Source organism: Streptomyces sp. NPDC103540 (assembly GCF_055584445.1).
The window spans coordinates 18,295-38,616 of sequence record NZ_JBVJMA010000006.1; the positions used below are offsets into that span (position 1 = coordinate 18,295).

Annotated in this window: 18 protein-coding genes and 1 riboswitch; of the genes, 11 read left to right on the forward strand and 7 right to left on the reverse strand. The window is 75.4% G+C overall.

Annotated elements, in window-relative coordinates; genetic code table 11:
* Nucleotides 1-7 precede the first annotated feature (7 nt).
* Nucleotides 8-250, forward strand: coding sequence for a LapA family protein (locus ACZ6ZI_RS15930; RefSeq protein WP_363054766.1), 243 nt, complete (start codon nt 8-10; stop codon nt 248-250).
* Between the two features lie 50 nt (nt 251-300).
* Here ACZ6ZI_RS15930 and ACZ6ZI_RS15935 read toward each other — a convergent pair whose 3' ends face one another.
* Nucleotides 301-1,020, reverse strand: a complete 720-nt coding sequence (locus tag ACZ6ZI_RS15935) for a hypothetical protein (RefSeq protein WP_469520661.1) — start codon at nt 1,018-1,020, stop codon at nt 301-303.
* Between the two features lie 35 nt (nt 1,021-1,055).
* Between ACZ6ZI_RS15935 and ACZ6ZI_RS15940 the strand changes: the two genes are divergently transcribed.
* Nucleotides 1,056-1,634 (forward strand): GNAT family N-acetyltransferase, encoded by a 579-nt coding sequence (locus ACZ6ZI_RS15940; protein ID WP_469520663.1) that lies wholly within the window; start codon nt 1,056-1,058, stop codon nt 1,632-1,634.
* Between the two features lie 124 nt (nt 1,635-1,758).
* Complete coding sequence (locus ACZ6ZI_RS15945) at nt 1,759-3,732, forward strand: DUF5107 domain-containing protein (protein ID WP_469520665.1); 1,974 nt, start codon at nt 1,759-1,761, stop codon at nt 3,730-3,732.
* Nucleotides 3,733-3,804: 72 nt separating this feature from the next.
* On the opposite strand, the gene ACZ6ZI_RS15950 is transcribed toward ACZ6ZI_RS15945, so the two are convergent.
* The gene (locus ACZ6ZI_RS15950; protein WP_469520668.1) at nt 3,805-4,674 is read right to left on the reverse strand and encodes a methyltransferase domain-containing protein; all 870 of its coding nucleotides are present in this window, start codon (nt 4,672-4,674) and stop codon (nt 3,805-3,807) included.
* A gap of 201 nt (nt 4,675-4,875) precedes the next feature.
* Here ACZ6ZI_RS15950 and ACZ6ZI_RS15955 point away from each other — a divergent pair, with 201 nt between their 5' ends.
* The 3 genes from ACZ6ZI_RS15955 to ACZ6ZI_RS15965 all read left to right on the forward strand — a co-directional run bounded on the left by ACZ6ZI_RS15955 (nt 4,876) and on the right by ACZ6ZI_RS15965 (nt 8,159).
* On the forward strand, nt 4,876-5,448 hold the full coding sequence (locus ACZ6ZI_RS15955; RefSeq protein WP_469520671.1) for a TIGR03086 family metal-binding protein: 573 nt from the start codon (nt 4,876-4,878) through the stop codon (nt 5,446-5,448).
* A 90-nt stretch (nt 5,449-5,538) separates the two neighbouring features.
* Complete coding sequence (locus ACZ6ZI_RS15960) at nt 5,539-6,858, forward strand: aminotransferase class I/II-fold pyridoxal phosphate-dependent enzyme (RefSeq protein WP_469521607.1); 1,320 nt, start codon at nt 5,539-5,541, stop codon at nt 6,856-6,858.
* Between the two features lie 281 nt (nt 6,859-7,139).
* Nucleotides 7,140-8,159: an MBL fold metallo-hydrolase gene (locus ACZ6ZI_RS15965; RefSeq protein WP_469521610.1), complete on the forward strand. Its 1,020-nt coding sequence runs from the start codon at nt 7,140-7,142 to the stop codon at nt 8,157-8,159.
* A 15-nt stretch (nt 8,160-8,174) separates the two neighbouring features.
* Here ACZ6ZI_RS15965 and ACZ6ZI_RS15970 read toward each other — a convergent pair whose 3' ends face one another.
* Nucleotides 8,175-8,636 (reverse strand): MarR family winged helix-turn-helix transcriptional regulator, encoded by a 462-nt coding sequence (locus tag ACZ6ZI_RS15970; protein ID WP_363054774.1) that lies wholly within the window; start codon nt 8,634-8,636, stop codon nt 8,175-8,177.
* Nucleotides 8,637-8,919: 283 nt separating this feature from the next.
* Here ACZ6ZI_RS15970 and ACZ6ZI_RS15975 point away from each other — a divergent pair, with 283 nt between their 5' ends.
* The gene (locus ACZ6ZI_RS15975; RefSeq protein WP_469520674.1) at nt 8,920-10,431 is read left to right on the forward strand and encodes an amidase; all 1,512 of its coding nucleotides are present in this window, start codon (nt 8,920-8,922) and stop codon (nt 10,429-10,431) included.
* 5 nt (nt 10,432-10,436) lie between these two features.
* Here the strand turns inward: ACZ6ZI_RS15975 and ACZ6ZI_RS15980 are convergent, their stop codons facing one another.
* Complete coding sequence (locus tag ACZ6ZI_RS15980; RefSeq protein WP_469521613.1) at nt 10,437-11,072, reverse strand: DedA family protein; 636 nt, start codon at nt 11,070-11,072, stop codon at nt 10,437-10,439.
* Between the two features lie 2 nt (nt 11,073-11,074).
* Nucleotides 11,075-11,851, reverse strand: a complete 777-nt coding sequence (locus tag ACZ6ZI_RS15985; RefSeq protein ID WP_469520677.1) for an MBL fold metallo-hydrolase — start codon at nt 11,849-11,851, stop codon at nt 11,075-11,077.
* A 159-nt stretch (nt 11,852-12,010) separates the two neighbouring features.
* Between ACZ6ZI_RS15985 and ACZ6ZI_RS15990 the strand changes: the two genes are divergently transcribed.
* From ACZ6ZI_RS15990 to ACZ6ZI_RS16000, 3 genes are all read left to right on the forward strand, one after another.
* Nucleotides 12,011-12,415 carry a hypothetical protein gene (locus ACZ6ZI_RS15990; protein ID WP_363054779.1) on the forward strand — a complete coding sequence of 135 codons (405 nt, stop codon included), beginning with the start codon at nt 12,011-12,013 and terminating at the stop codon, nt 12,413-12,415.
* A 181-nt stretch (nt 12,416-12,596) separates the two neighbouring features.
* The gene (locus ACZ6ZI_RS15995) at nt 12,597-14,762 is read left to right on the forward strand and encodes a phage holin family protein (protein WP_469520682.1); all 2,166 of its coding nucleotides are present in this window, start codon (nt 12,597-12,599) and stop codon (nt 14,760-14,762) included.
* Between the two features lie 75 nt (nt 14,763-14,837).
* Nucleotides 14,838-16,259, forward strand: a complete 1,422-nt coding sequence (locus ACZ6ZI_RS16000) for an amino acid permease (protein ID WP_469520685.1) — start codon at nt 14,838-14,840, stop codon at nt 16,257-16,259.
* 82 nt (nt 16,260-16,341) lie between these two features.
* Here ACZ6ZI_RS16000 and ACZ6ZI_RS16005 read toward each other — a convergent pair whose 3' ends face one another.
* Both ACZ6ZI_RS16005 and ACZ6ZI_RS16010 read right to left on the reverse strand, forming a co-directional pair.
* A complete protein-coding gene (locus ACZ6ZI_RS16005; protein WP_469520687.1) occupies nt 16,342-17,931 on the reverse strand; it encodes an RNA polymerase sigma factor in 1,590 nt (529 codons plus the stop codon).
* A gap of 238 nt (nt 17,932-18,169) precedes the next feature.
* The gene (locus tag ACZ6ZI_RS16010) at nt 18,170-18,931 is read right to left on the reverse strand and encodes a methyltransferase domain-containing protein (protein ID WP_469520689.1); all 762 of its coding nucleotides are present in this window, start codon (nt 18,929-18,931) and stop codon (nt 18,170-18,172) included.
* A 57-nt stretch (nt 18,932-18,988) separates the two neighbouring features.
* A riboswitch (ZMP/ZTP riboswitch) is annotated at nt 18,989-19,083 on the forward strand.
* A gap of 99 nt (nt 19,084-19,182) precedes the next feature.
* Here ACZ6ZI_RS16010 and ACZ6ZI_RS16015 point away from each other — a divergent pair.
* Entirely contained in the window at nt 19,183-20,028 is an 846-nt protein-coding gene (locus ACZ6ZI_RS16015; protein ID WP_469521615.1) for a bifunctional 5,10-methylenetetrahydrofolate dehydrogenase/5,10-methenyltetrahydrofolate cyclohydrolase, read from the forward strand.
* Nucleotides 20,029-20,322: the final 294 nt, after the last annotated feature.

A 20,322-nucleotide genomic window follows, 5' to 3' on the forward strand; every position in this document is an offset into this window, starting at 1 on the left:
TGGGCCCATGACCCCCCACACCGCCAAGGGCGGCCCGCAGCGCCGAGGGGCGATCACCCCGGGCCGCGTCGGCATCGCCGCCCTCGTGGTCGTCACCCTGGTCTTCATCTTCGAGAACCGCCGGCAGACCGAGATCCGCCTGTTGGTCCCGCTGGTGACGATGCCGCTCTGGGTGGCCCTGCTGATCTCCGCCGTCCTGGGCGGGATCTGCGGCGCCTACGTGATGGGCCGCAGGTCCCGCCGCAGGTAGCCGCGCGCGGCCGAGGGCGGACGCGGGTGGACGGGCGGGACGTCGCCCGCCTACGCGGTGTGCAGCCAGACGCGCAGCGGACCGAGCGGGGCGAAGCCCGCGCGGAGGGCCGCGGCGAGGTCGTCCCCGGCCTCGTAGCCGACGACCGGCAGGGCCGGCCACCGGGCGTCGGCGGCGGCCAGGACGGCGGCCCACGTCTCGTCGGTGTCGGCGTCGTCCGCGGCGAACAGGTTGGACACCCCCACGACCCCGCCGCCCGTGCTCGCCACCGCGCCCGCGACGACGCGCCCCGCGGCCCTGCCCGCCAGGAAGACGAGGTCCTGATCGAGCAGGGCCGGACGGAACAGCCCACCGGCCCCCTCGCCGGACCAGGCGGCCTCCCAGGCGTCGAGCTCCCCGGCCGTCGCGACCTCGGACCACTCCAGCCGCCGCCCGGGGGCCGGGAGCGCCGAGCCCGCGGCCCGGTGGATCCACGAGGCCTCGAAGAGCACCTCGAAACCGGCCGGGGCCAGGTCCAGGGCCGCGAAGCTGTCCTTGACCGAACAGCCCGGGACGGCGGTGTCGATCCCGGCCCGCACCGCCTCGACCGTGCTCGTCGGCGCCAGGGTCACGGCGTCGGGGTACAGGGGAGGCGTGCGCGTCGAGCTGGTCCAGGCCTCGGCGGAGAACGAGGGGCGCAGGTCGTGCGTCCGGCAGACCGCGTCGCACCAGAGGGCGTTGTTGCGGGCCGCGGCACGCAGGAGTTCCCCGGAAGGGTCGTCGTTGATCACGGCGGAGATGCTCGCACAGCCCCTAGCCTGGGCACATGTCATATTCCCGCTACCTGGTGCGAAGTGCCCGGGTCGGGCTGCGCCCGTTCCGCGTCGCCGACGGCCCCGAGTTCACCGCCCGCGTCCGCGAGAGCCGCGACCTGCACCGGCCCTGGCTCTTCCCGCCCGCCACCCTGGAGGAGTTCGAGCCCTACGCGGCCCGCCTGGGCGAGGGCGGGGCGCGCGCCGGGTTCCTCGTCTGCGAACCCGACACCGGGGCGATCGCCGGCTTCGTCAACGTCAACAACATCGTCCGGGGAGCCTTCCGGTGCGGGGCGCTGGGCTACGGGGCGTTCGCGCACTCCGTCGGCCGGGGCCTGCTCGGCGAGGGCCTCGACCTGCTCCTGGACCACGCCTTCGCCCCCGCCGCGGAGGGCGGCCTCGACCTGCACCGTCTGGAGGCGAACGTGCGGCCGGGCAACACCGCCTCGATCGCCCTGGTCCGGGGGCGGGGCTTTCGACTGGAGGGGCTCTCCCCGGACTTCCTCCACGTGGACGGGGCCTGGCGCGACCACGAACGCTGGGCGATCACCGCGGACATGCCCCGCCCGCACACCGCGCACGTGCCGGTGTGAGCCGTCCGGGCCGTCCGGGCCGTGAGGACCCTCGGGGTCAACCGGGCGGTCTTTGCCCAACCCTGACCGGTGGTCGTGCGCGGAACCCCTGTGCAGCCGCCGCGCCGGCGTGTTCCATTTCCCCATGGCCACCACCGTCAGACGCGATCGGCTGATCCTTCCCGCCGCCCCGCTGGGCCCCGACAACCCGCTGCCCGCGCTGTGCGCCCCCGACGGCGTCCACGCCCTGGACGAGCGCGCCCGCCGGGAGCTGCCGCGCGACATGGCCCGCCAGATCGGCTACGAGCCGCTGCGGTCCGTGCTGCCGACGCGCCTGCGCGACGGGTACGGCAGGGAGCGCGTCGAGCGGGCGGTCGAGGCGATCGTCCTGGAGAACGAACGCCTGCGGGTGACCGTGCTGCCCGGCCTCGGCGGCCGGATCCACTCGCTCGTCCACCTGCCGTCCGGCCGCGAACTGCTCTACCGCAACCCGGTGTTCCAGCCCGCCAACTTCGCCCTCAACGGCGCCTGGTACTCCGGCGGCATCGAGTGGAACATCGGCGCCACCGGCCACACCACCCTCTCCTGCGCCCCCCTGCACGCCGCGCTCGTCCCCGCCCCGGACGGCGGCGAGATGGTCCGGCTGTGGGAGTGGGAGCGGCTGCGCGACCTGCCCTTCCAGGTGGACCTGTGGCTTCCCGGGGACTCGGAGTTCCTCTACGTCGGCGTCCGCGTGCGCAACCCGCACGAGCGGCCCGCGCCCGTCTACTGGTGGTCCAACACGGCCGTCCCCGAGGACGCCGGCACCCGCGTCCTGGCCCCCGCCGACGAGGCCTGGCACTACGGCTACGAGCGCGACCTGCGCCGCGTCCCCGTCCCGGACTGGCGGGACGCGGACCGCACGTACCCGTTGGGCAGCGACCACCCCGCCGACTACTTCTACGAGGTCCAGGAGCGGCGGCGGCCCTGGATCGCCGCCCTCGACGCCGAGGGGCGCGGCCTGGCCCAGGCCTCCACCGCGCGGCTGTGCGGCCGCAAGCTCTTCGTGTGGGGCGCGGGGCCCGGCGGGCGCCGCTGGCAGGAGTGGCTGGCCGCGCCCGGCGCGGGCGGCTACGCGGAGATCCAGGCCGGACTGGCCCGGACCCAGCTGGAGCACGTACGGCTGGAGGCCGGTGCGGAGTTCAGCTGGCTGGAGGCGTACGGGCCGCTCGCGGCGGACCCGGCGGCCGTGCACGGGGCCGACTGGGCGGCGGCCCGCGCGGCCGGCGCGGCGGCCCTGGACGAGGCCCTGCCGGCCGAGGTGCTGGACGCCGCCCACCGCGGCTGGCGGGCCGTCGCCGACACCGAGCCGGGGGAGCGGCTGGCGACCGGCTCCGGCTGGGGCGCGCTGGAGGTGTTGTGCGGGGGCCACACCCTGCCGGGCACCCCCTTCGAGGAGTCGACCCTCGGGGAGGAACAGGAGCCCTGGCTGCGGCTGTGGCGCACCGGAGCGCTGCCGGCCCCGAGCGGGGCGGTGCCGCCGGGGCCCGCGCTGGTCGCCCCGCACTGGCGGGACATGCTGGAGACCGCCCCCGCCGACCCGCTCACCGAGTACCACCTGGGCGTGGCCCAGTGGCACGCCGGCGACGTGGCCCAGGCCGTCCGCAGCTGGGAGCGCGGGCTCGCCCTCGCCCCCGCGCGGTGGCCGCTGCTGCGCTGCCTGGCGGTGGCCGACACCCTGGCCGGGGCCCCCGACCGGGCCGCCGACCGCTACGCCGAGGCCTTCGACGACCTGCTGCGGGAGGGCGGGAGCGAGGGCGGGGAGGCGTGGTTCGCCGCCGAGTCCGCGCTGGGCCGGGAGGCGTTGGCCGCGCTGCTCGCCGTGGGCCGGCTGGGCGCGGCCCGTGCCGTGTGGGACCGGCTGCGGCCCGCCCTGCGCGAGCAGGGGCGCTTCCGGCTGCTGGCCGCCCGCCTGCTGGCCGCCGAGGGGCACGTCGGCGCGGCCCGCCGGGTCTTCGAGGAGGGCTTCGAGATCCCCGACCTGCGGGAGGGGGAGGAGACCCTCTCGGAGGTGTGGGCCGGCCTCACCGACCGCCCGCTGCCGGCGGCCTACGACTTCCGGATGCGCCCGCCGGGGTGAGGCGGGAAGGGGCGGACCGGGGCGGGGCGGGGCGGGCCGGAGCGGACCGGGGCGGGCGGCGGGCGCCGGTCGTCAGGCCCGGCACAGCAGTTCGCCGTTCAGCACCGAGAACCAGGCGTCGGGCGCGGTGGCCCACGCCCGCCAGGCCCCGGCCGCGGCGGTCAGGTCGGCCGGTGCGGCGTGTCCGCCGGCGACGGCGACGGAGGCGTACGAGGAGGCCGTCGTGCGGTCGGCCCACAGCGAGGACCACCAGGCGACCTCCTCGGGCGTGGCGTAGCACCAGGCGGTCGCGGTGGCCCGGACGTCCGTGAAGCCCGCCGCGCGCGCCCACGACAGCAGTCGGCGTCCGGCGTCCGGCTCGCCGCCGTTCGCGCGGGCCACCCGCCGGTACAGCTCCAGCCAGTCGTCCAGGCCGGGGGAGGCCGGGTACCAGGTCATGGCCGCGTAGTCGGCGTCGCGGACCGCGACGATCCCGCCCGGGCGGCAGACCCGGCGCATCTCGCGCAGTGCCCGTACCGGGTCTCCGACGTGTTGCAGCACCTGGTGGGCGTGGACCACGTCGAAGGTGTCGTCCGCGAAGTCCAGGGCGTGGACGTCCGCCGTGGCGAAGTCGACGGCGTCGGACAGCCCGCTCTCGTGCGCGTGGGCGCGCGCCCGTTCCAGCACGTCCTCGGCGGCGTCGACCGCCGTGACGTGTCCGCCGGGGGAGACCAGCCGGGCCAGGTCGGCCGTGATGGTGCCCGGTCCGCAGCCCACGTCCAGCACCCGCAGGCCGGGGCGCAGCTCGCCGATCAGGTACGCGGCCGAGTTGGCGGCGGTGCGCCAGCGGTGCGAGCGCAGGACGGACTCGTGGTGGCCGTGGGTGTAGACGGCGGTCTCGTGGGCCGTCTCGTGCGTGGTGTCCTGCGTGGCGTCGTGCGTGGCGTCGTACGTGTCTCCCATGGCGGGGCTCCTCGTCCTCGAAGGTGATGATCACGTTAAGGGATTCGCTCGCTTTGTGAGACCGATGTTTTGACATGTGGACACACCCCTGTGCGGGCAAGGCTTGTCGATCGACCGGTGGCGGCGTGTGTCGCCGGCGAGGACAGTGGGCCACGAGGGCCCGGCGCCCCGTCGGCGCCCTCGGCGAAGGCGGTGGACACCGTGTCCGAGACCCTGCTCGAACAACACGCCGCGGCGCTGCGGCTCTTCGGCGAGCGCGTACGGGCGGTCGCGGACGACGGCTGGGGCGCGCCGACCCCGTGCACCGAATGGACCGTCCGGGACCTGGTCAACCACGTCACCGGGGAGATGCTGTGGGTCCCGCCCCTGGTCTCCGGGGGCCGCACCGTCGAGGACGTGGGCGAGGAGCTCTCCGGCGACCTGCTCGGCGCCGACCCGGTCGCCGCCTGGGAGCGGGCCGCGGCGGGCGCCCGGGACGCCCTGGCCGAGCCGGGGGCTTTGGAGCGGACCGTGAACCTCTCCTACGGGCCGACGCGCGGGGCGGCGTACTGCTCCGAGCTGACCGCCGACTGCGTGGTGCACGCCTGGGACCTCTCGCGGGCCATCGGCGCGTCGGACCGGCTGCCGGAGGGGCTCGTGGAGTTCGCCCTCAAGGAGGTCATGCCCTACGCCGACGGCCTCGCCGCGAGCGGGATGTTCGCCGAGCCGCTGGACATCCCGGCCGGGGCGGACGCCCAGACCCGACTGCTCGCCCTGGTCGGCAGGCGAGGCTGACGGGCATCACGGGGCAAACAATCGTATAAAGGGCACGTCGATGGGCGGCGGCGGGAAGCGGCGGCGGGAAGGTGAGGCACCGTGACGGGCATGGCCGAGGGCATGGCCGAGGGGACGGCCGAGGGCGGTGCGGACGCCGCGGCGGCGCCCGCGCCGACGACCGGTGAGAGGCGCCGCCGGGCCCCCGAGGGGCGCGGCCCGGTCCGCTACGGTCCCCCCGCCCCGCAACCCGGACTGCCGGTCCTGCCCGAGCTGACCGCGGTGCTGGCCGAGGCCGCGGACCGGGCCGCGCCCGAACCCCCGGGCGGCGGGGAAGCCGTGCGGGAGGCCGCCTGCCGCTACTGGGCCCGCCGCGGCCTGCCCACCGACCCCGAGAACGTCGCCGCCGGACCGGGCGCCCCCGCCCTGCTCCTGGCGCTCCTCGGCGCCCACGGCGGCGACGTTCTGCTGCCCCGGCCGTGTCCCGCCTGGTGGACCCCCCAGGTCCGGCTGCTGGGACGCCGCGCCTACCACGTGCCCACCCCGGCGGAATGCGGCGGCGTACCCGACCCGTACGCCCTGCTGGAGACCGTCCGACGGGTCCGCGCCGAGGGCGGCGACCCGCGCGTCCTGCTGCTGTCCGTCGCCGACGACCCCACCGCGACCGTGCCGCCGCCCGAACTGCTGCTGGAGGCCTGCGAGGCGGCGCAGTCCGCCGGCCTCTTCGTCGTCAGCGACGAGAGCTGGCGCGACACCGTGCACCGGCCCCACGACACCCTCGTCCTCAGCCCGGCCGAGATGCTCCCGGACCGGGCCGCCGTCCTCGTCGACCTCGCCGGGGCCCAACTGCCCGCGGGCTGGCCCGCCGCCGTCCTACGCTTGCCCGACACCCCGCGCGGCACCTGGCTCAGGGCCCGGACCCTCGACGTCCTTACCGCGACCGGGGCCTTCGTCGCGGGCCCCGTCGCCGGGGCCGCCGCGTACGCGCTCGACGAGCCGGACGCCGTCGCCGGCCGGGCCTACGCCGCCGCCGCCCTGCACGGCGCGGTGGCCGCCGCCGCGCACCGGGAACTGCTCGCCGTCGGAGTCCTGGCGCGGCCCCCGCAGGCCGGCCGGCACCTGTACGTCGACCTGACCCCGCTGCGCGCGGAACTGGCCCGCCAGGGCGTCGGCGACGCGATGGAACTCGAGGACTGGCTCGGCGCCCGGCTGGGCGCGGCGACCCCCGGCGGACAGCGCTTCGCCGACGACCTGGGCGCCCTGCGCGTCCGGCTGTCCACCGGCCCGCTGCTCGGCGCCACCCCGGAACAGCGGCTCGCGGCGCTCCACGCCCGCGATCCGCTCGCCCTGCCGCACGTCCGGGGCGCGCTGGACCTGCTCGGGTCGGTCCTGGCCGGGCCCGCCGACCGACGGCGAACGGAGACCACCTGATGCACGACCAGCCGGACGCCCCCACGACCGACCGCGCGGCCCCGGGCGCCGAGCCCCGCACCGCCCCCCGCACCGCCCCCCGCACCGCCCCCCGCGCCACACCCCCGGCCACCGCCGCGCCCGCCCCGGCCGTGGCGCCTGTCGCGCCCGTGGTGCCTGCCGCCGAGCCCGTTCCCGCCGCCGCGCAGTCCCCGGCCGGTCGGCCTGCCCCGGCCGCCGCCCCGTCCGTCGCGGTCGTGTCGTCCGTCCCGGCGGCCGCAGCCGCCCTGGCCGCCCCGGCCGTGGCGCCTGTCGCCGAGCCCGTTCCCGCCGTCGCGCCCCTCCCCGGCGGCGGCCCCACCGACCCGCCCGGGCGGCACCGCCGGTGGCCGCGCTCGTTCGCCGACCGGCTGACCACTCCGCTCCCGGGCATCCGGGCCTTCGCCCGCCTGGCCCGGGAGGGCGCCTTGCGACCCGGCCCCGAGGGCCTGCGCGGCATCCCCTACCTGCCCTACGCGCCCGCCCCGCTGCCCGCCACCGCCCCCGGGGAGCTCTCCGTCACCTGGGCCGGACACGCCAGTTGGGTGCTGCGGACCGGCGGCCTGACGGTCCTCACCGACCCCGTCTGGTCCCGCCGGATCCTCGGCACCCCGGCCCGGATGACCCCCGTGGGCGTGCCCTGGGAGGACCTGCCCGCCGTGGACGCCGTGGTGATCAGCCACAACCACTACGACCACCTCGACGCCCCGACCCTCAGGCGGCTGCCTCGCCGCACCCCCCTCTTCGTCCCCGCCGGCCTCGCCCGCTGGTGCCGCCGCCGGGGCTTCACCCGGATCACCGAACTCGACTGGTGGGAGTCCGCCGAACTGGGCGGCGTACGCTTCGACTTCGTGCCCGCGCACCACTGGTCCCGGCGCTTCCTCCTCGACACCTGCCGGACCCTGTGGGGCGGCTGGGTGCTCACGGACACGGCCACCGGCCGCAAGGTCCACTTCGCCGGGGACACCGGCTACGGGCACTGGTTCGCCGAGATCGGCCGCCGCCATTCCGGCATTGACCTCGCCCTCCTGCCGATCGGCGCCTACGCCCCCCGCTGGTGGCTCCGCGACGTCCACACCGACCCCGAGGAGGCCGTACGGGCCTGCGTGGACCTCGGCGCGCGGCGGATGGCCCCGATGCACTGGGGCACCTTCGTCCTCTCGGCGGAGCCCGTCACGGAACCCCTGCGCCGGGTCCGCGCGGCCTGGTCGCGGGCCGGTCTGCCGCGCGAGTGCCTCTGGGACCTCCCCATCGGTGCCTCCCGCACCCTGCCGGCCCCCTGACGCGCGCACCGCCGCTCAGTGGTGCCAGGCCCGCCCGCCGGTGTTGTGGATGAAGCGCTGGAGCACCTTGAGGGTGGCGACGTACTCCTCGTCCGGGATGCCGGCGTGCCGTTCGCTCCACAGGTCCTTCTGGAGGGCCGCCGCGCGGTCGAAGAACTCCCGTCCCTCGGCGGTGAGTCCGAGACCGCCCGCGGGCTCCTCGGTCACCCAGCCCCGGGCGATCGTCGTGTCGATCTCCTCGTGGATGCCCTCCGCGCCGACCGCGAGGTAGCCGCGCAGGGTGGCGGCGACCGCCTCCCGGGTCCTGTCCTCGGGCTCGGCCAGGGCCAACCGGGCCAGGATCCACCACTGCGGCTGGGTGGTGCCGATCTCGGCGAGCGCGCCGCGGGTGCGGCCGACCACCGCGTCGTAGGCGGCCCAACTCCAGTAGCCGATGGGCTGATGGGCCAGTTCCGCGTCGCTGTGCGAGTACTCCATGGCGTCTGCGCTCCGTTCGGTCGTACGGGTTCCCCTCCGACGACCGCGAGCCTACGAACCCAACCGCACTTGAGGTCCAGCCCCTTCGGGAAGATCGCCGACACGGGATCGCGCACGGGGAAGCGACCGGCGACCACGGACGTCACCCCTGATCGCCGTGCCCGGGGGCGGGTCACCCCTTTCGACCGCCGCGCCCTCCGCGGCCGGCTGAACCACCCCTGTCGCACGGGAGCCGCAGCGCATAGCGTGCCGTGCGTCGAAGCACCGAGGGGAAGGCGCGTACGTGGACGACAGTGAACTGCTGTTCCTGGGGGTGGCCCGGCAGGCGGAGGCGGTGCGGGCCGGGAAGGTGACCGCCCGGGCGCTGACCGAGGCCGCGCTGCGGCGGACCGAGCGACTCGACGGGGAACTCGGCGCCTACCGCGTGGTCCTCGCCCGGCAGGCGCTCGCGGAGGCCGACGCCCGTGACGCGGCCCGCGCCGCCGGGGACGAGCGCCCGCTGCTCGGCGTACCGATCGCCGTCAAGGACGAACTGGACGTGGCCGGCGAGAGCACCACCTTCGGCGGAGAGGCCCAGCGCACCCCCGCCGCCGCCGACGCGGAGGTCGTCCGCAGGCTCCGGGAGGCCGGGGCGGTGATCGTCGGCAAGACCACGATGCCGGAGTTCGGGCAGTGGCCCTTCACCGAATCCGCCGCGCACGGCCACACCCGCAACCCCTGGGACACCACCCGCACCCCCGGCGGCTCCAGCGGCGGCAGCGCGGCCGCCGTCGCGGCCGGACTCGTCGGCGCGGCCCTCGGCGGAGACGGCGGCGGCTCGATCCGCATCCCGGCGGCCTGCTGCGGCCTCTTCGGGCTCAAACCGCAGCGCGGCCGGGTCCCCACCGCCCCGAACCCCCACCTCTGGTACGCCCTCGGCACCGTGGGCCCGCTCACCCGCACCGTGCTGGACAGCGCGCTGCTCTACGACGTCATCGCCGGCCCCGCGGAGGGCGACCGCTGGACGGCCCGCCCCACCACGACCGACTTCGTCCGGGCGGCGGGCACCGAGCCCGGCCGGCTGCGGATCGGCTGGTCGGCCAAGCCCGCCACACCCGGCGTGCGCCCCCACCCGGAGCACGTGGCGGCCGTGCGCGAGACGGCCCGCCTGCTGCGCGAACTCGGTCACGACGTACGCGAGATCGACCCCCGCTACCCGGACACCACGGCCGCGTTCCTGCCCCAGTTCTACGGCGGCGTACGCGCCGAGGCCCGTACCGTGGACCGTCCCGACCTGCTCGAACGGCGCACCCGGCAGGTCGTGCGGGTCGCCTCGCTGGCCCCGGAGGGGGCGGTGGAGTGGGCGATCCGCGCCGGGGAGCGGCTGGCGGTACGGGCCAACCGGGTCTTCGACCGCTGCGACCTGCTCCTGACCCCGACCCTCGCCGAGCGGCCCCGCCGGATCGGCGTCCTCGACGGCCTCGGCATGGCGGGCGCGATGCTCCGCTCCCGCCCGATGGTCGCCTACACGGCGCTGTGGAACGTCACCGGGAACCCGGCGGCCTCCGTACCGGCCGGGTTCGCCGCCGACGGACTGCCGCTGGCCGTACAGCTGGTGGGCCGGGAACACGACGAGACCACGATCGTGCGGGTGGCGGCGCAGCTGGAGGCCGCCCGCCCCTGGGCCGACCACGTCCCGCCCCTGGCCCGCGACACCACCCCACCCCACCCCGCCCCTGACCCCCGCAGCCGCCCCCTCCCGGGATCCCCGCCCGACCGCGCGATCGGACGGGGATCCCCCTGCCGTGGCCGGTAGGGTCCCTAGGGGGTCTCGCGCGTGCCGCGCAGCCGGCGCCACAGGCCCGGGGCCACGCTGATCACCACGGTCAGGGCGACCGCCAGGGCCACGCCCTTCCAGGGGTCGGAGAACAGCGATCCGCCCAGGATCCCGATCAGCCCGTACGTCGCCGCCCACGCCAGGGCGGCCGGCGCGTCCCCGCGCGCGAACCGCCGCATCGGCACCCCGCCCCACAGGCACGCCAGCATCACCGGGATCCGGCCGGCCGGCACCAGGCGTGACAACACCAGCACCTGGACCCCGTGTTCGTCCAGCCTCGCCCTCGCCCACTCCAGCCGCTCCGGAGTGGCCCGCCCCCGCAGGGACTCCAGCCACCGCGAGCCTCCCCGCGACCGCACCCCGCGCAGCCCGAGCCCGTACAGGGCGACGTCGCCGACGAACGCCGCGAGCGCCGACACCCCGAAGACCAACAACACCCCGAGCGGCACCGGCTGGTGGTGGAAGGCCACCACCGCCGCCGAACTCACCAGCGCCCCCGTCGGGATCACCGGCACCAGCGCGCCGAGGGCCACCAGGAGGAACAGCGCCGGGTAGCCGACGGCCTGCCCGGTGGTCTCGGCCGGCGTCCCGCCGACCACCGCCGCCGCCTCCCGCAACAGGGTCACGGCAGCGACACCCGCTCCCCGTGGTCCGGGACGCGCACCGTCACCTTCGGCGCCAGCCGCAGCGCGTGCCGGGCGAAGTCCTCGCCCGGCGCGTGGAACTCGTGCGGCCGCACGGCGTCCATCCCGATCGGCCAGTACGTCCCGTAGTGCACCGGCACGGCCGCCGCCGGGGCCAGCGAGGCCAGGGCCCGCGCCGCCCGCTGCGCGTCCAGGTGGCCCGGACCCAGGTACGGGCCCCAGCCGCCCACCGGCAACAGCGCCACGTCCACCGGCCCGACCTCCTCGGCCATGGTGGCGAACAGGCCCGTGTCCCCGGCGAAGTAGGTCCGCCCGGCCCCCTCCACCACGTAGCCGAGCGCGGGCGCGCGCTGCGGTCCCACCGGCAGCCGGCGCCCGTCGTGGCGCGCGCTGACCGCCCGGATCCGTACCTCCCCCCGGACGTCCACCACCTCACCCGGGATCACTTCCGTCACCACCAGCCCCATGACCCCCGCCAGCCGCGCGAGCCCCGGCAGCGCCCTACGGGCGCCCCTCGGCACCACGAGACGGGTACCGCGCGCCAGCCGCGCCAGCGACGGCAGGTGCAGATGATCGGCGTGCAGGTGCGAAACCAGCACCACGTCCGCCTCGGCCGCCTCGGGCGGGGGCACCGCCCCCCGCCGCCGGCGCAGGTGCGCCAGCCGCCGGGCGAACAGCGGATCGGTCAGCACCCGCACCCCGGAATCCGACACCGTGCACGTGGCGTGCCCCCACCAGGTGATTTCGACCGGCACCGCGACTCCCTCCCTCGCCCCCGCACCTCCCGAGCCTAGGCCTTGCCCCCACGATCCGCCCGTAACCCTCGAACGCGCTCCCCGTCGCGCCCGTCAGCGTGAAGCGGAACCTGCCGGCCCCCTCCTCCCCGGGCCCGGATCGGAGTAGGGTCGGGCGCCATGGATGCGCTGCGCGTGGCCGCGATCGCCAGCCTGGTCCCCCTTGAGGAACTCGACGCCGACCCCTTCGCCGTCGACACCCGCAGCCAGCACGCCATGTGCGCGCGCTGGGCGGCGGACCAGGGCTACGTGGTGACCAGGCACCTGCTCTTCTACGGCCTGCGGGCCGACCACTGCGGGCTCTGGTGCGACGTCGACGCGGGCCAGGTCGACCTGTTCGTCGCCCCGAACCGCAGGGTCCTCGCCCGCGCCCTGCGCTCCGTGGAGGAGTTCACCGCCGAGTGCGCGCGGCGCGGGGTGCGCCTGGAGACCGCGGGGCTCGACGAACCCCGCTACACCTCCGCCATGAAGGCCGAGGTGCACCGGCGCCTGTCGATGCCCACCGCCGGCTACGACGGCACCTGAGCCCCGACTGACCGGGCCGGCCCGCCCGGCCGCCCCGCCCGGCCGGTCCGGCGCCGCCACCCCGCCCGCCACCCCCCGTACGTTCCCGCGCCACCCGTGTCGACCACCCCCGTCCGCCGCCCTGTGCGACGCTGGCCGGGGGCCCGCGCGGGCGCGGGCCGGGGAGCGAGGCGGGTGCGGCGTGCGACGAGGGCGGGTACGGGTGCGGTGGCGGAGCGCGGGCGGCGCACTGGCGCGCGTGGTCCTGGTGTGGGCGGCCTCCACCCTCACGATGCTCGTGCTCGCCGGGATCCTGCCGGACTTCCGCCTCCAGTCCGCCGACGGCGACAGCGTCACCCGCATCGGGCTGACGGCCGCCTGGGGCGCCGGCGCCTTCGGCCTGCTGACGGCCCTGGTGTGGCCGGTGATCGTACGGGCCCTGCTGCTGGTGCCGGCGCTCGTGCTCGGCCTGCTCGTCTTCTTCCTCAACGGCTCGCTCCTCCTGATGGCGCTGAGCCTCGTCCCCGACGGGCGCGGCGCCCTCGCCCCCGAGACGGCGGTCGTCGTCGCCGCCGTGATGTCCGCCGTCGCCTCGGCCACCTCCACCGCCCTCGCGGTCCGCGACGACGAGGCCTACCGCCGCCGGCTGTACCGGCTCGCCGACCGCCGCAGGCGGCGCGGGCGCCGGGCCGGCGGGCCCGGGCGCGAGGAGGCGCCGCCGGCGCTGGTCGTGCTCCAGCTCGACGGGGTGGGTTACGCGGAGCTGCGTCGCGCGGCCGCCGGCGGGCTGATGCCGACGGTGGCCGGCTGGCTGGAGGGAGGGCACCGCGTCACGTCCTGGCGTACGGACTGGTCCAGCCAGACCGGGGCCAGCCAGCTCGGCATCCTCCACGGATCCAACTTCGACGTGCCCGCCTTCCGCTGGTACGAGAAGGAGACCGGCGAGGTGATGGTCTGCAACCGGCCCACCTGCGCCGCCGAACTCCAACGCCGCGCCGTCGCCCGCACCGGTGACGGCGGCCTGCTCACCCTCGACGGGGCCAGTCGGGGCAACCTGTTCAGCGGGGGCGCCGACCAGCTGGCGCTGGTCCTGTCGGTCTCGGCCCGACGAGGGCGCGCCAACCGCTCCCGCGCGGGGTACTTCGCGTACTTCGCCGACCCGGCGAACGCCGTCCGCACGGCGCTGTCCTTCGTGTCCGAGGTGGTCCGCGAGATCGGCCAGTCGCTGCGCGCGCGGATGCGCGAGGTGCGCCCCCGGGTGGCGCGCGGCGGACTGTACCCGCTGATCAGGGCCTTCGCGACGGTGATCGAGCGCGACGTGGTCGTCGCGGCGGTGATCGGGGACGTGCTCGCGGGCCGTACGGCCGTCTACGCCGACCTGGTGGCCTACGACGAGGTCGCGCACCACTCCGGTCCGCGCGGCCGGGACACCGACCGGGTCCTGGCCCGGCTCGACCGGAGCCTCGCCCTGATCGCCCGGGTCGCCGAGCACGCGCCACGCGAGTACCGCTTCGTGCTGCTCTCGGACCACGGGCAGAGCCCGGGGGAGACCTTCCTCGGCCGCTACGGGCTCACCCTGAAGGACCTGGTGCGGGCCGGCTGCGGGCTGCCGGTGTCCCGCCGCGTCGGCCGCACCCGCAGCGGGGCGGAGGCCCGCGCCGCGGTGCTGGCGGCGCTGCACCGGCCGGAGGAGACGGGGGCGGAGACGGGGGAGGACCGGCCCGCCCGGGGCTTTGACCCGGTGGTGCTGGCCTCCGGCAACCTGGGGCTGGTCTCGTTCCCCGACGTGCCGGGGCGGGCCTCGCGGGCCCGGATCGAGCGGTCGCACCCCGCGCTGTTGGCCACCCTGGCCAACCACCCCGGGGTGGGCTTCCTGCTGGTGGACGGGGAGGTGCTGGGGCCCGGCGGCGCGGTGGCGCGGCTGGACGTGCCGGGCGAGGCGGAGGAGCTGCTGGCGGCGTTCGGGCCGGGCGCGGCGGACGCGGTGCGGCGTACGGACGCCTTCCCGCACGTGGCCGACATCATGGTCAACTCCGCGTACGACCCCGCCACCGGGGAGGTGCACGCCTTCGAGGAGCAGATCGGCTCGCACGGCGGACTGGGCGGGGCCCAGGGGCTCCCGTTCCTGATGTGGCCGACGGAGCTGTCGGAGCCGGGCCCGGGGCTGGTGGGGGCGGAGTCCGTCCACGCGGTGCTGCGCCGCTGGTTGCGCGAGGCGGACGGCCCCCAGGTGCCGCTTTCGGCCCCGGGCGGGCTGGATTCGGCCACGCTCGGGGAGTCGCCGCTCCCGAAGGATCACCGGTGGGAGGCCGCATCCGACGGAACCCTTCCGTCCGCTGGGGTGCGCGCGCCGGACGAAAATCGGTGATTTGGTGCGCACATCGCCGTGGTCAACCATGTGTTGACCTGCCCACCATGTGAGACACCCAGAGGCGCACCACCGATGACCAGCACCGCAGCCCCGCCCGCAGAGACCACCGGCCCGCCGGCCGACGAGGCCGCGGACCAGGGGCAGGGCACACAGGCCGCAGCCGGCCGCGACGGCGGCGGCCCGCACGCCCGCCGGTTCGGGCTCCCCATCGCCACCTGCCTGGTCATGGGCAACATCATCGGTGGCGGGATCTTCCTGCTGCCCGCCTCGGTCGCCCCCTTCGGCACGATCAGCCTGCTCGCCTTCGGGGTCCTCACCGTCGGCGCCATCGCCCTGGCCCTGGTCTTCGGCCGGCTCGCCGAACGCCACCCGCGCACCGGTGGCCCGTACGTCTACGTCCGGGCGGCCTTCGGCGACTTCGCGGGCTTCCTCGCCGCCTACAGCTACTGGATCACCGCCTGGGTCTCGAACGCGGCCCTCGCCGTGGCGGCCGTCGGCTACCTCGGCGTGCTGTTCCCGGCGATCGGCGACCACAAGTGGGCCATGTGCCTGGCGGCACTGGCCGTGCAGTGGCTGCCCGCCCTCGCCAACCTGGCCGGCACCCGCTACGTGGGCGCCGTGCAGCTCGTCGCGACCGTCCTGAAGCTGCTCCCGCTGCTGCTGGTGGCCTTCGGCGGCCTGTTCTTCTTCGACCCGGACAACCTCGGCCCCTTCCGGGCGGGCGACCAGAGCGCCGTCGGGGCCGTCTCCGCCTCCGCCGCGATCCTGCTGTTCAGCTACCTGGGCGTGGAGTCCGCCGCCGTCAGCGCCGGCGAGGTCCGCGACCCGGCGCGCAACGTCGGCCGCGCCACCATCCTGGGCACGGCGGGCGCCGCCTGCGTGTACCTCCTCGGCACCCTGTCGGTCTTCGGCCTGGTCGCCCACGACGACCTGGTCTCCTCCGAGGCGCCCTTCACCGACGCCGTCAACGCGATGTTCGGCGGCACCTGGGGCGGCACCCTCGTCGCCTGCGCCGCGGTGATCTCGATGCTCGGCGCCCTCAACGGCTGGACCCTGCTCAGCGCGCAGACCCCGTACGCCGCCGCCCGTGACGGGCTCTTCCCGAAGGTCTTCGCCACGAAGAGGCGCGGGGTGCCCGTCGTCGGCGTCGTCGTCACCGTGGTCCTGGCCTCCTGCCTGACCGTGTACAACTACACGGCCGGCTCCGAGGGGGTCTTCGAGGTCCTCGTCCTGGTCACCACCTTCACGGCGACCGTGCCCTACCTGCTCTCCACCGCCGCCCAGCTCTACTTCCTGGCGTCCGGCCAAGGCGAGCGGGTGCACCGCGGGCGGCTGGTCCGCGACGCCACCCTGGCCTGCCTGGCCTTCGGCTTCTCGATGTGGCTGGTCGCCGGATCCGGCTACGCGGCCGTCTACCAGGGCGTCCTGTTCCTCTTCGCGGGCGTCCTCGTCTACGCCCTGATGTCGGCCCGCAGGCACCGCGCCGCCGCCTGACGGGCGCGTCGCCCCCGCCCCGCACACGCGGAAGCCCGCGCCGATCGGCGCGGGCTTCCTTGTGTCCGTGACGAGGGGACGATCAGTCGAGGTAGTCGCGCAGCACCTGCGAACGCGACGGGTGGCGCAGCTTCGACATGGTCTTGGACTCGATCTGGCGGATGCGCTCACGGGTGACCCCGTACACGCGACCGATCTCGTCCAGCGTCTTCGGCTGGCCGTCGTTGAGGCCGTAGCGCATGGAGACCACGCCCGCCTCGCGCTCGGAGAGCGTCCCCAGGATCGACTGGAGCTGCTCCTGGAGGAAGGTGAAGGACACCGCGTCCGCCGGGACGACGGCCTCGGAGTCCTCGATGAGGTCACCGAACTCGCTGTCGCCCTCCTCACCCAGGGGGGTGTGCAGGGAGATCGGCTCGCGCCCGTACTTCTGGACCTCGATGACCTTCTCCGGGGTCATGTCGAGCTCCTTGCCCAGCTCCTCCGGAGTGGGCTCCCGGCCGAGGTCCTGGAGCATCTGGCGCTGGACACGGGCCAGCTTGTTGATGATCTCGACCATGTGGACGGGGATGCGGATGGTGCGGGACTGGTCGGCCATGGCGCGCGTGATCGCCTGCCGGATCCACCAGGTCGCGTACGTGGAGAACTTGAAGCCCTTGGTGTAGTCGAACTTCTCCACGGCGCGGATCAGACCGACGTTGCCCTCCTGGATCAGGTCCAGGAAGAGCATGCCGCGGCCGGTGTAGCGCTTGGCCAGCGAGACCACGAGGCGGAGGTTGGCCTCCAGCAGGTGGTTCTTGGCGCGGCGGCCGTCCTCGACGAGGATCTCCAGCTCGCGCTTGAACGCGGGCTTGTGGTCCTCCTCCTCTTCGAGCTTGTACTCGGAGAAGAGACCCGCCTCGATGCGCTTGGCGAGCTCCACCTCCTGCTCGGCGTTGAGGAGCGGCACCTTGCCGATCAGCTTCAGGTAGTCCTTGACGGGGTCGGCGGTGGCGCCGGCGACCATGACCGTCTGCGCCGGAGCGTCGTCCTCGTCGTCGTCGGACAGGACGAAGCCCTGGCCACCGGCCTTGGGCGCCTCCTCCTCGGCCTCCTCGGCGAGGTCCTCGACGGCCCATTCCTCGCCCTCGACGGCCGGGTTCTCGGCGTCGTCGGCGTCCTTGGCACCGGCCTTCTTCGTGGCGGCGGTCTTCTTGGTGGCCGTGGCCTTCTTGGCGGCGGTCTTCTTGACCACGCGCTTCTTGGGCTCGGCGGCGGCCTCGACCGTCGTCTCGTCCCCGGCGGTGGTCGACGTGGCGGATATCGCCGCGGCGGCGGCCGCGGGGGCCGTGCTCGCCGCGGAGGCCTTGCGCGCGCCGATGGGGCGCGGCGCGGCGGCCGCCTTCTTGGTCACGGTGCGGGCGGGGGCGGCGGCTGCCTTGCGGGGCTTCTTGGCAGGAGCCTTGGTGGCGGGAGCGGCGCTGACGTGGAGGGCGACACCCTCCTCGTCCAGGACCTGGTTCAGGCTGCGCAGGACCCGCTTCCACTGGTCCACCGGGATGCGGCCGGCCTCGAAGGCCTGGCGCACGTCGTCACCGTTGATGTGACCCTGCTCGCGGCCGCGCTCGACGAGCGCGACGAGGGCCTCCGATTCGGCGATCTCCGGAGGGAACGTACGGGACGGGCTGAGCGACACAAGGAGCCTCTCGTTGCGAACAGATAGGAAGTGGGCGGGACATCATCGCGCGAACTCGGGAAACAGACCCGAGGGGGGTCTGTATTCCGGGCCGCGCGAGGACACCTGTCGGTTCATCGCACGCCCGAGTCGATTCGTTACGCGCTGAATTGAGTGACCTGCGCCACGCTGTGGCCGCGCAACCGGATCCGGCGTGGATCCGTCGGCTCCGGAGCCGCACGTTCCGCCGTGGTCCCCGTCACTCGGCCTTGCGGGCCTCGATCAGGAAACGGGCGGTGTGCGCGACGAACGGGCCTTCGCGCTCGATCCGTTCGTGGAGCTCGCGCAGCCGGTCCCGGTACTGCCCGACCGTGAAGCCGGGCACCATCCAGATCACCTTCCGTAGAAAGTAGATCACGGCTCCGATGTCGTGGAACTCGGTCCGCAACCGCTCGGAGCGCAACTCGACCACCTCCAGTCCCGCCTTCGTGGCATCGGCGACGGCGTCGTCGGGGTGCCGGCCGCGGCGGACCTCCTCGGGCTGCGGCCCCAGGAAGTACTCCACCAGTTCGAAGACGCTCGCCGGACCCACCTGCTGCGACAGGTAGGTGCCGCCCGGGGTCAGCACCCGGGCGATCTCGTCCCACCAGATGGTCACCGGGTGCCGGCTGGCGACGAGCTCGAAGGCCCCGTCGCCGAAGGGCAGCGGCGGCTCGTCCGCGTCGGCGACCACCACCGCGCCCAGCGGGTGCAGCAGGCGGGTCGCCTTCTCGATGTTGGGCGGCCAGGACTCGGTGGCCGCCATCAGCGGCGGCAGGGGGCCCGCTCCCGCGAGCACCTCGCCTCCGCCGGTCTGGATGTCCAGGGCCGAGCGGACGCCGGCCAGACGCTCGCCCAGCAGCCGCTGGTAGCCCCAGGAGGGCCTCTGTTCGGTGGCCCTGCCGTCGAGCCAGGAGAAGTCCCAGCCGTCGACGGAGACGGATTCGGCCTCGGCGACAAGATGGTCGAAAGTACGCGTCATGTATCGATCGTCCCAGGTCGGGCGCCGGTCATCCACCGGATAAGTCGACTACAGTGGGCGGCGGGCCGTGACTGGCGTTCGGGTGGATCACCACCGGGGAGCGGCCCGGCGTGCCTGACGTACGCCGACTGCCGCGCGCCTGGGCGAACCGCGATCCGCAGCGACGTTCAGGAGACCCCGTGACGACTGCCCAGACTGCCCAGCCCGCCACCACGGCCACCGCCGCCGCCCCGACCTCCGGCGCACGGCTCATGGACGGCACCGCCCTCGCCCGCCGCATCTCGGAGCGGACCGCCGCCGTCGCCGCGAAGATCACCGAGCGCACCGGCGCCGCGCCCTGTCTCGCCACCGTCCTGGTCGGCGAGGACCCCGCCTCCGTCACGTACGTGCGCATGAAGCAGAACCGTTGCGCCAAGGCCGGGATCACCTCCCGCCACGTGGAGCTGCCCGCCTCGACCACCACCGAGGAGCTCGTCGCCACGATCACCGCCCTCTCCGAGGACCCGGAGATCAGCGGCATCCTGCTCCAGCACCCCGTCCCGCACCACATCGACGAGCGCGCCGCCTTCGAGGCCATCGCCCCGGGCAAGGACGTCGACGGCGTGACCATGCACTCCTTCGCCGCCATGGGCTTCGGGCTGCCGGGCTTCGTCTCCTGCACCCCCGGCGGCATCATGCGCCTGCTGGAGGCCTACGACGTGGACCTCACCGGCAAGCACGCCGTCGTGGTCGGCCGCAGCGCCATCCTCGGCAAGCCGGCCGGCATGCTCCTGCTGGAGCGCAACGCCACGGTCACCTACTGTCACTCCCGCACGCGGGACCTGTCCTCGATCGTGCGCCAGGCCGACGTGCTGGTCGCCGCCGTCGGCAAGGCGGAGTTCATCCGGGGCGAGGACATCAAGCCGGGCGCCGTCGTGCTCGACGCCGGTTACAACGAGGGCAACGTCGGCGACGTGCACTTCGAGTCCGCTGCCGCCCGCGCCTCGCTCATCACCCCGGTGCCCGGCGGCGTCGGTCCCATGACCATCGCGGTGCTGCTGGAGCAGACCGTCCGGGCGGCCGCCGAGCAGGCCGGTCTGGACCTCGCGGAGCTCTGAGCCCGCGCACATCGCCCCGTACGCCGTACGCCGTACGCCCGTACGCCCGTACGCCTTGCACGTCGAACGCCCCGGACCCTTCGGTCCGGGGCGTTCGGGCTGTCCGGGCCCCGCGCCGGGGCCCGGGGTGCCGTCCGGTCTCCGGATTGCGGACCCCGTGCACCGCTGTGCGAACCCCGCGCAAACGGGCGCCGGGGCCCGTCCGTTGGATCGCGCAGGTGCCTGACGGACCGTCGCGGATGGCGGGTATCTTGTGCCCCGGGCTGCCGCAGCGCCCATGCCGCACGCTTTTGG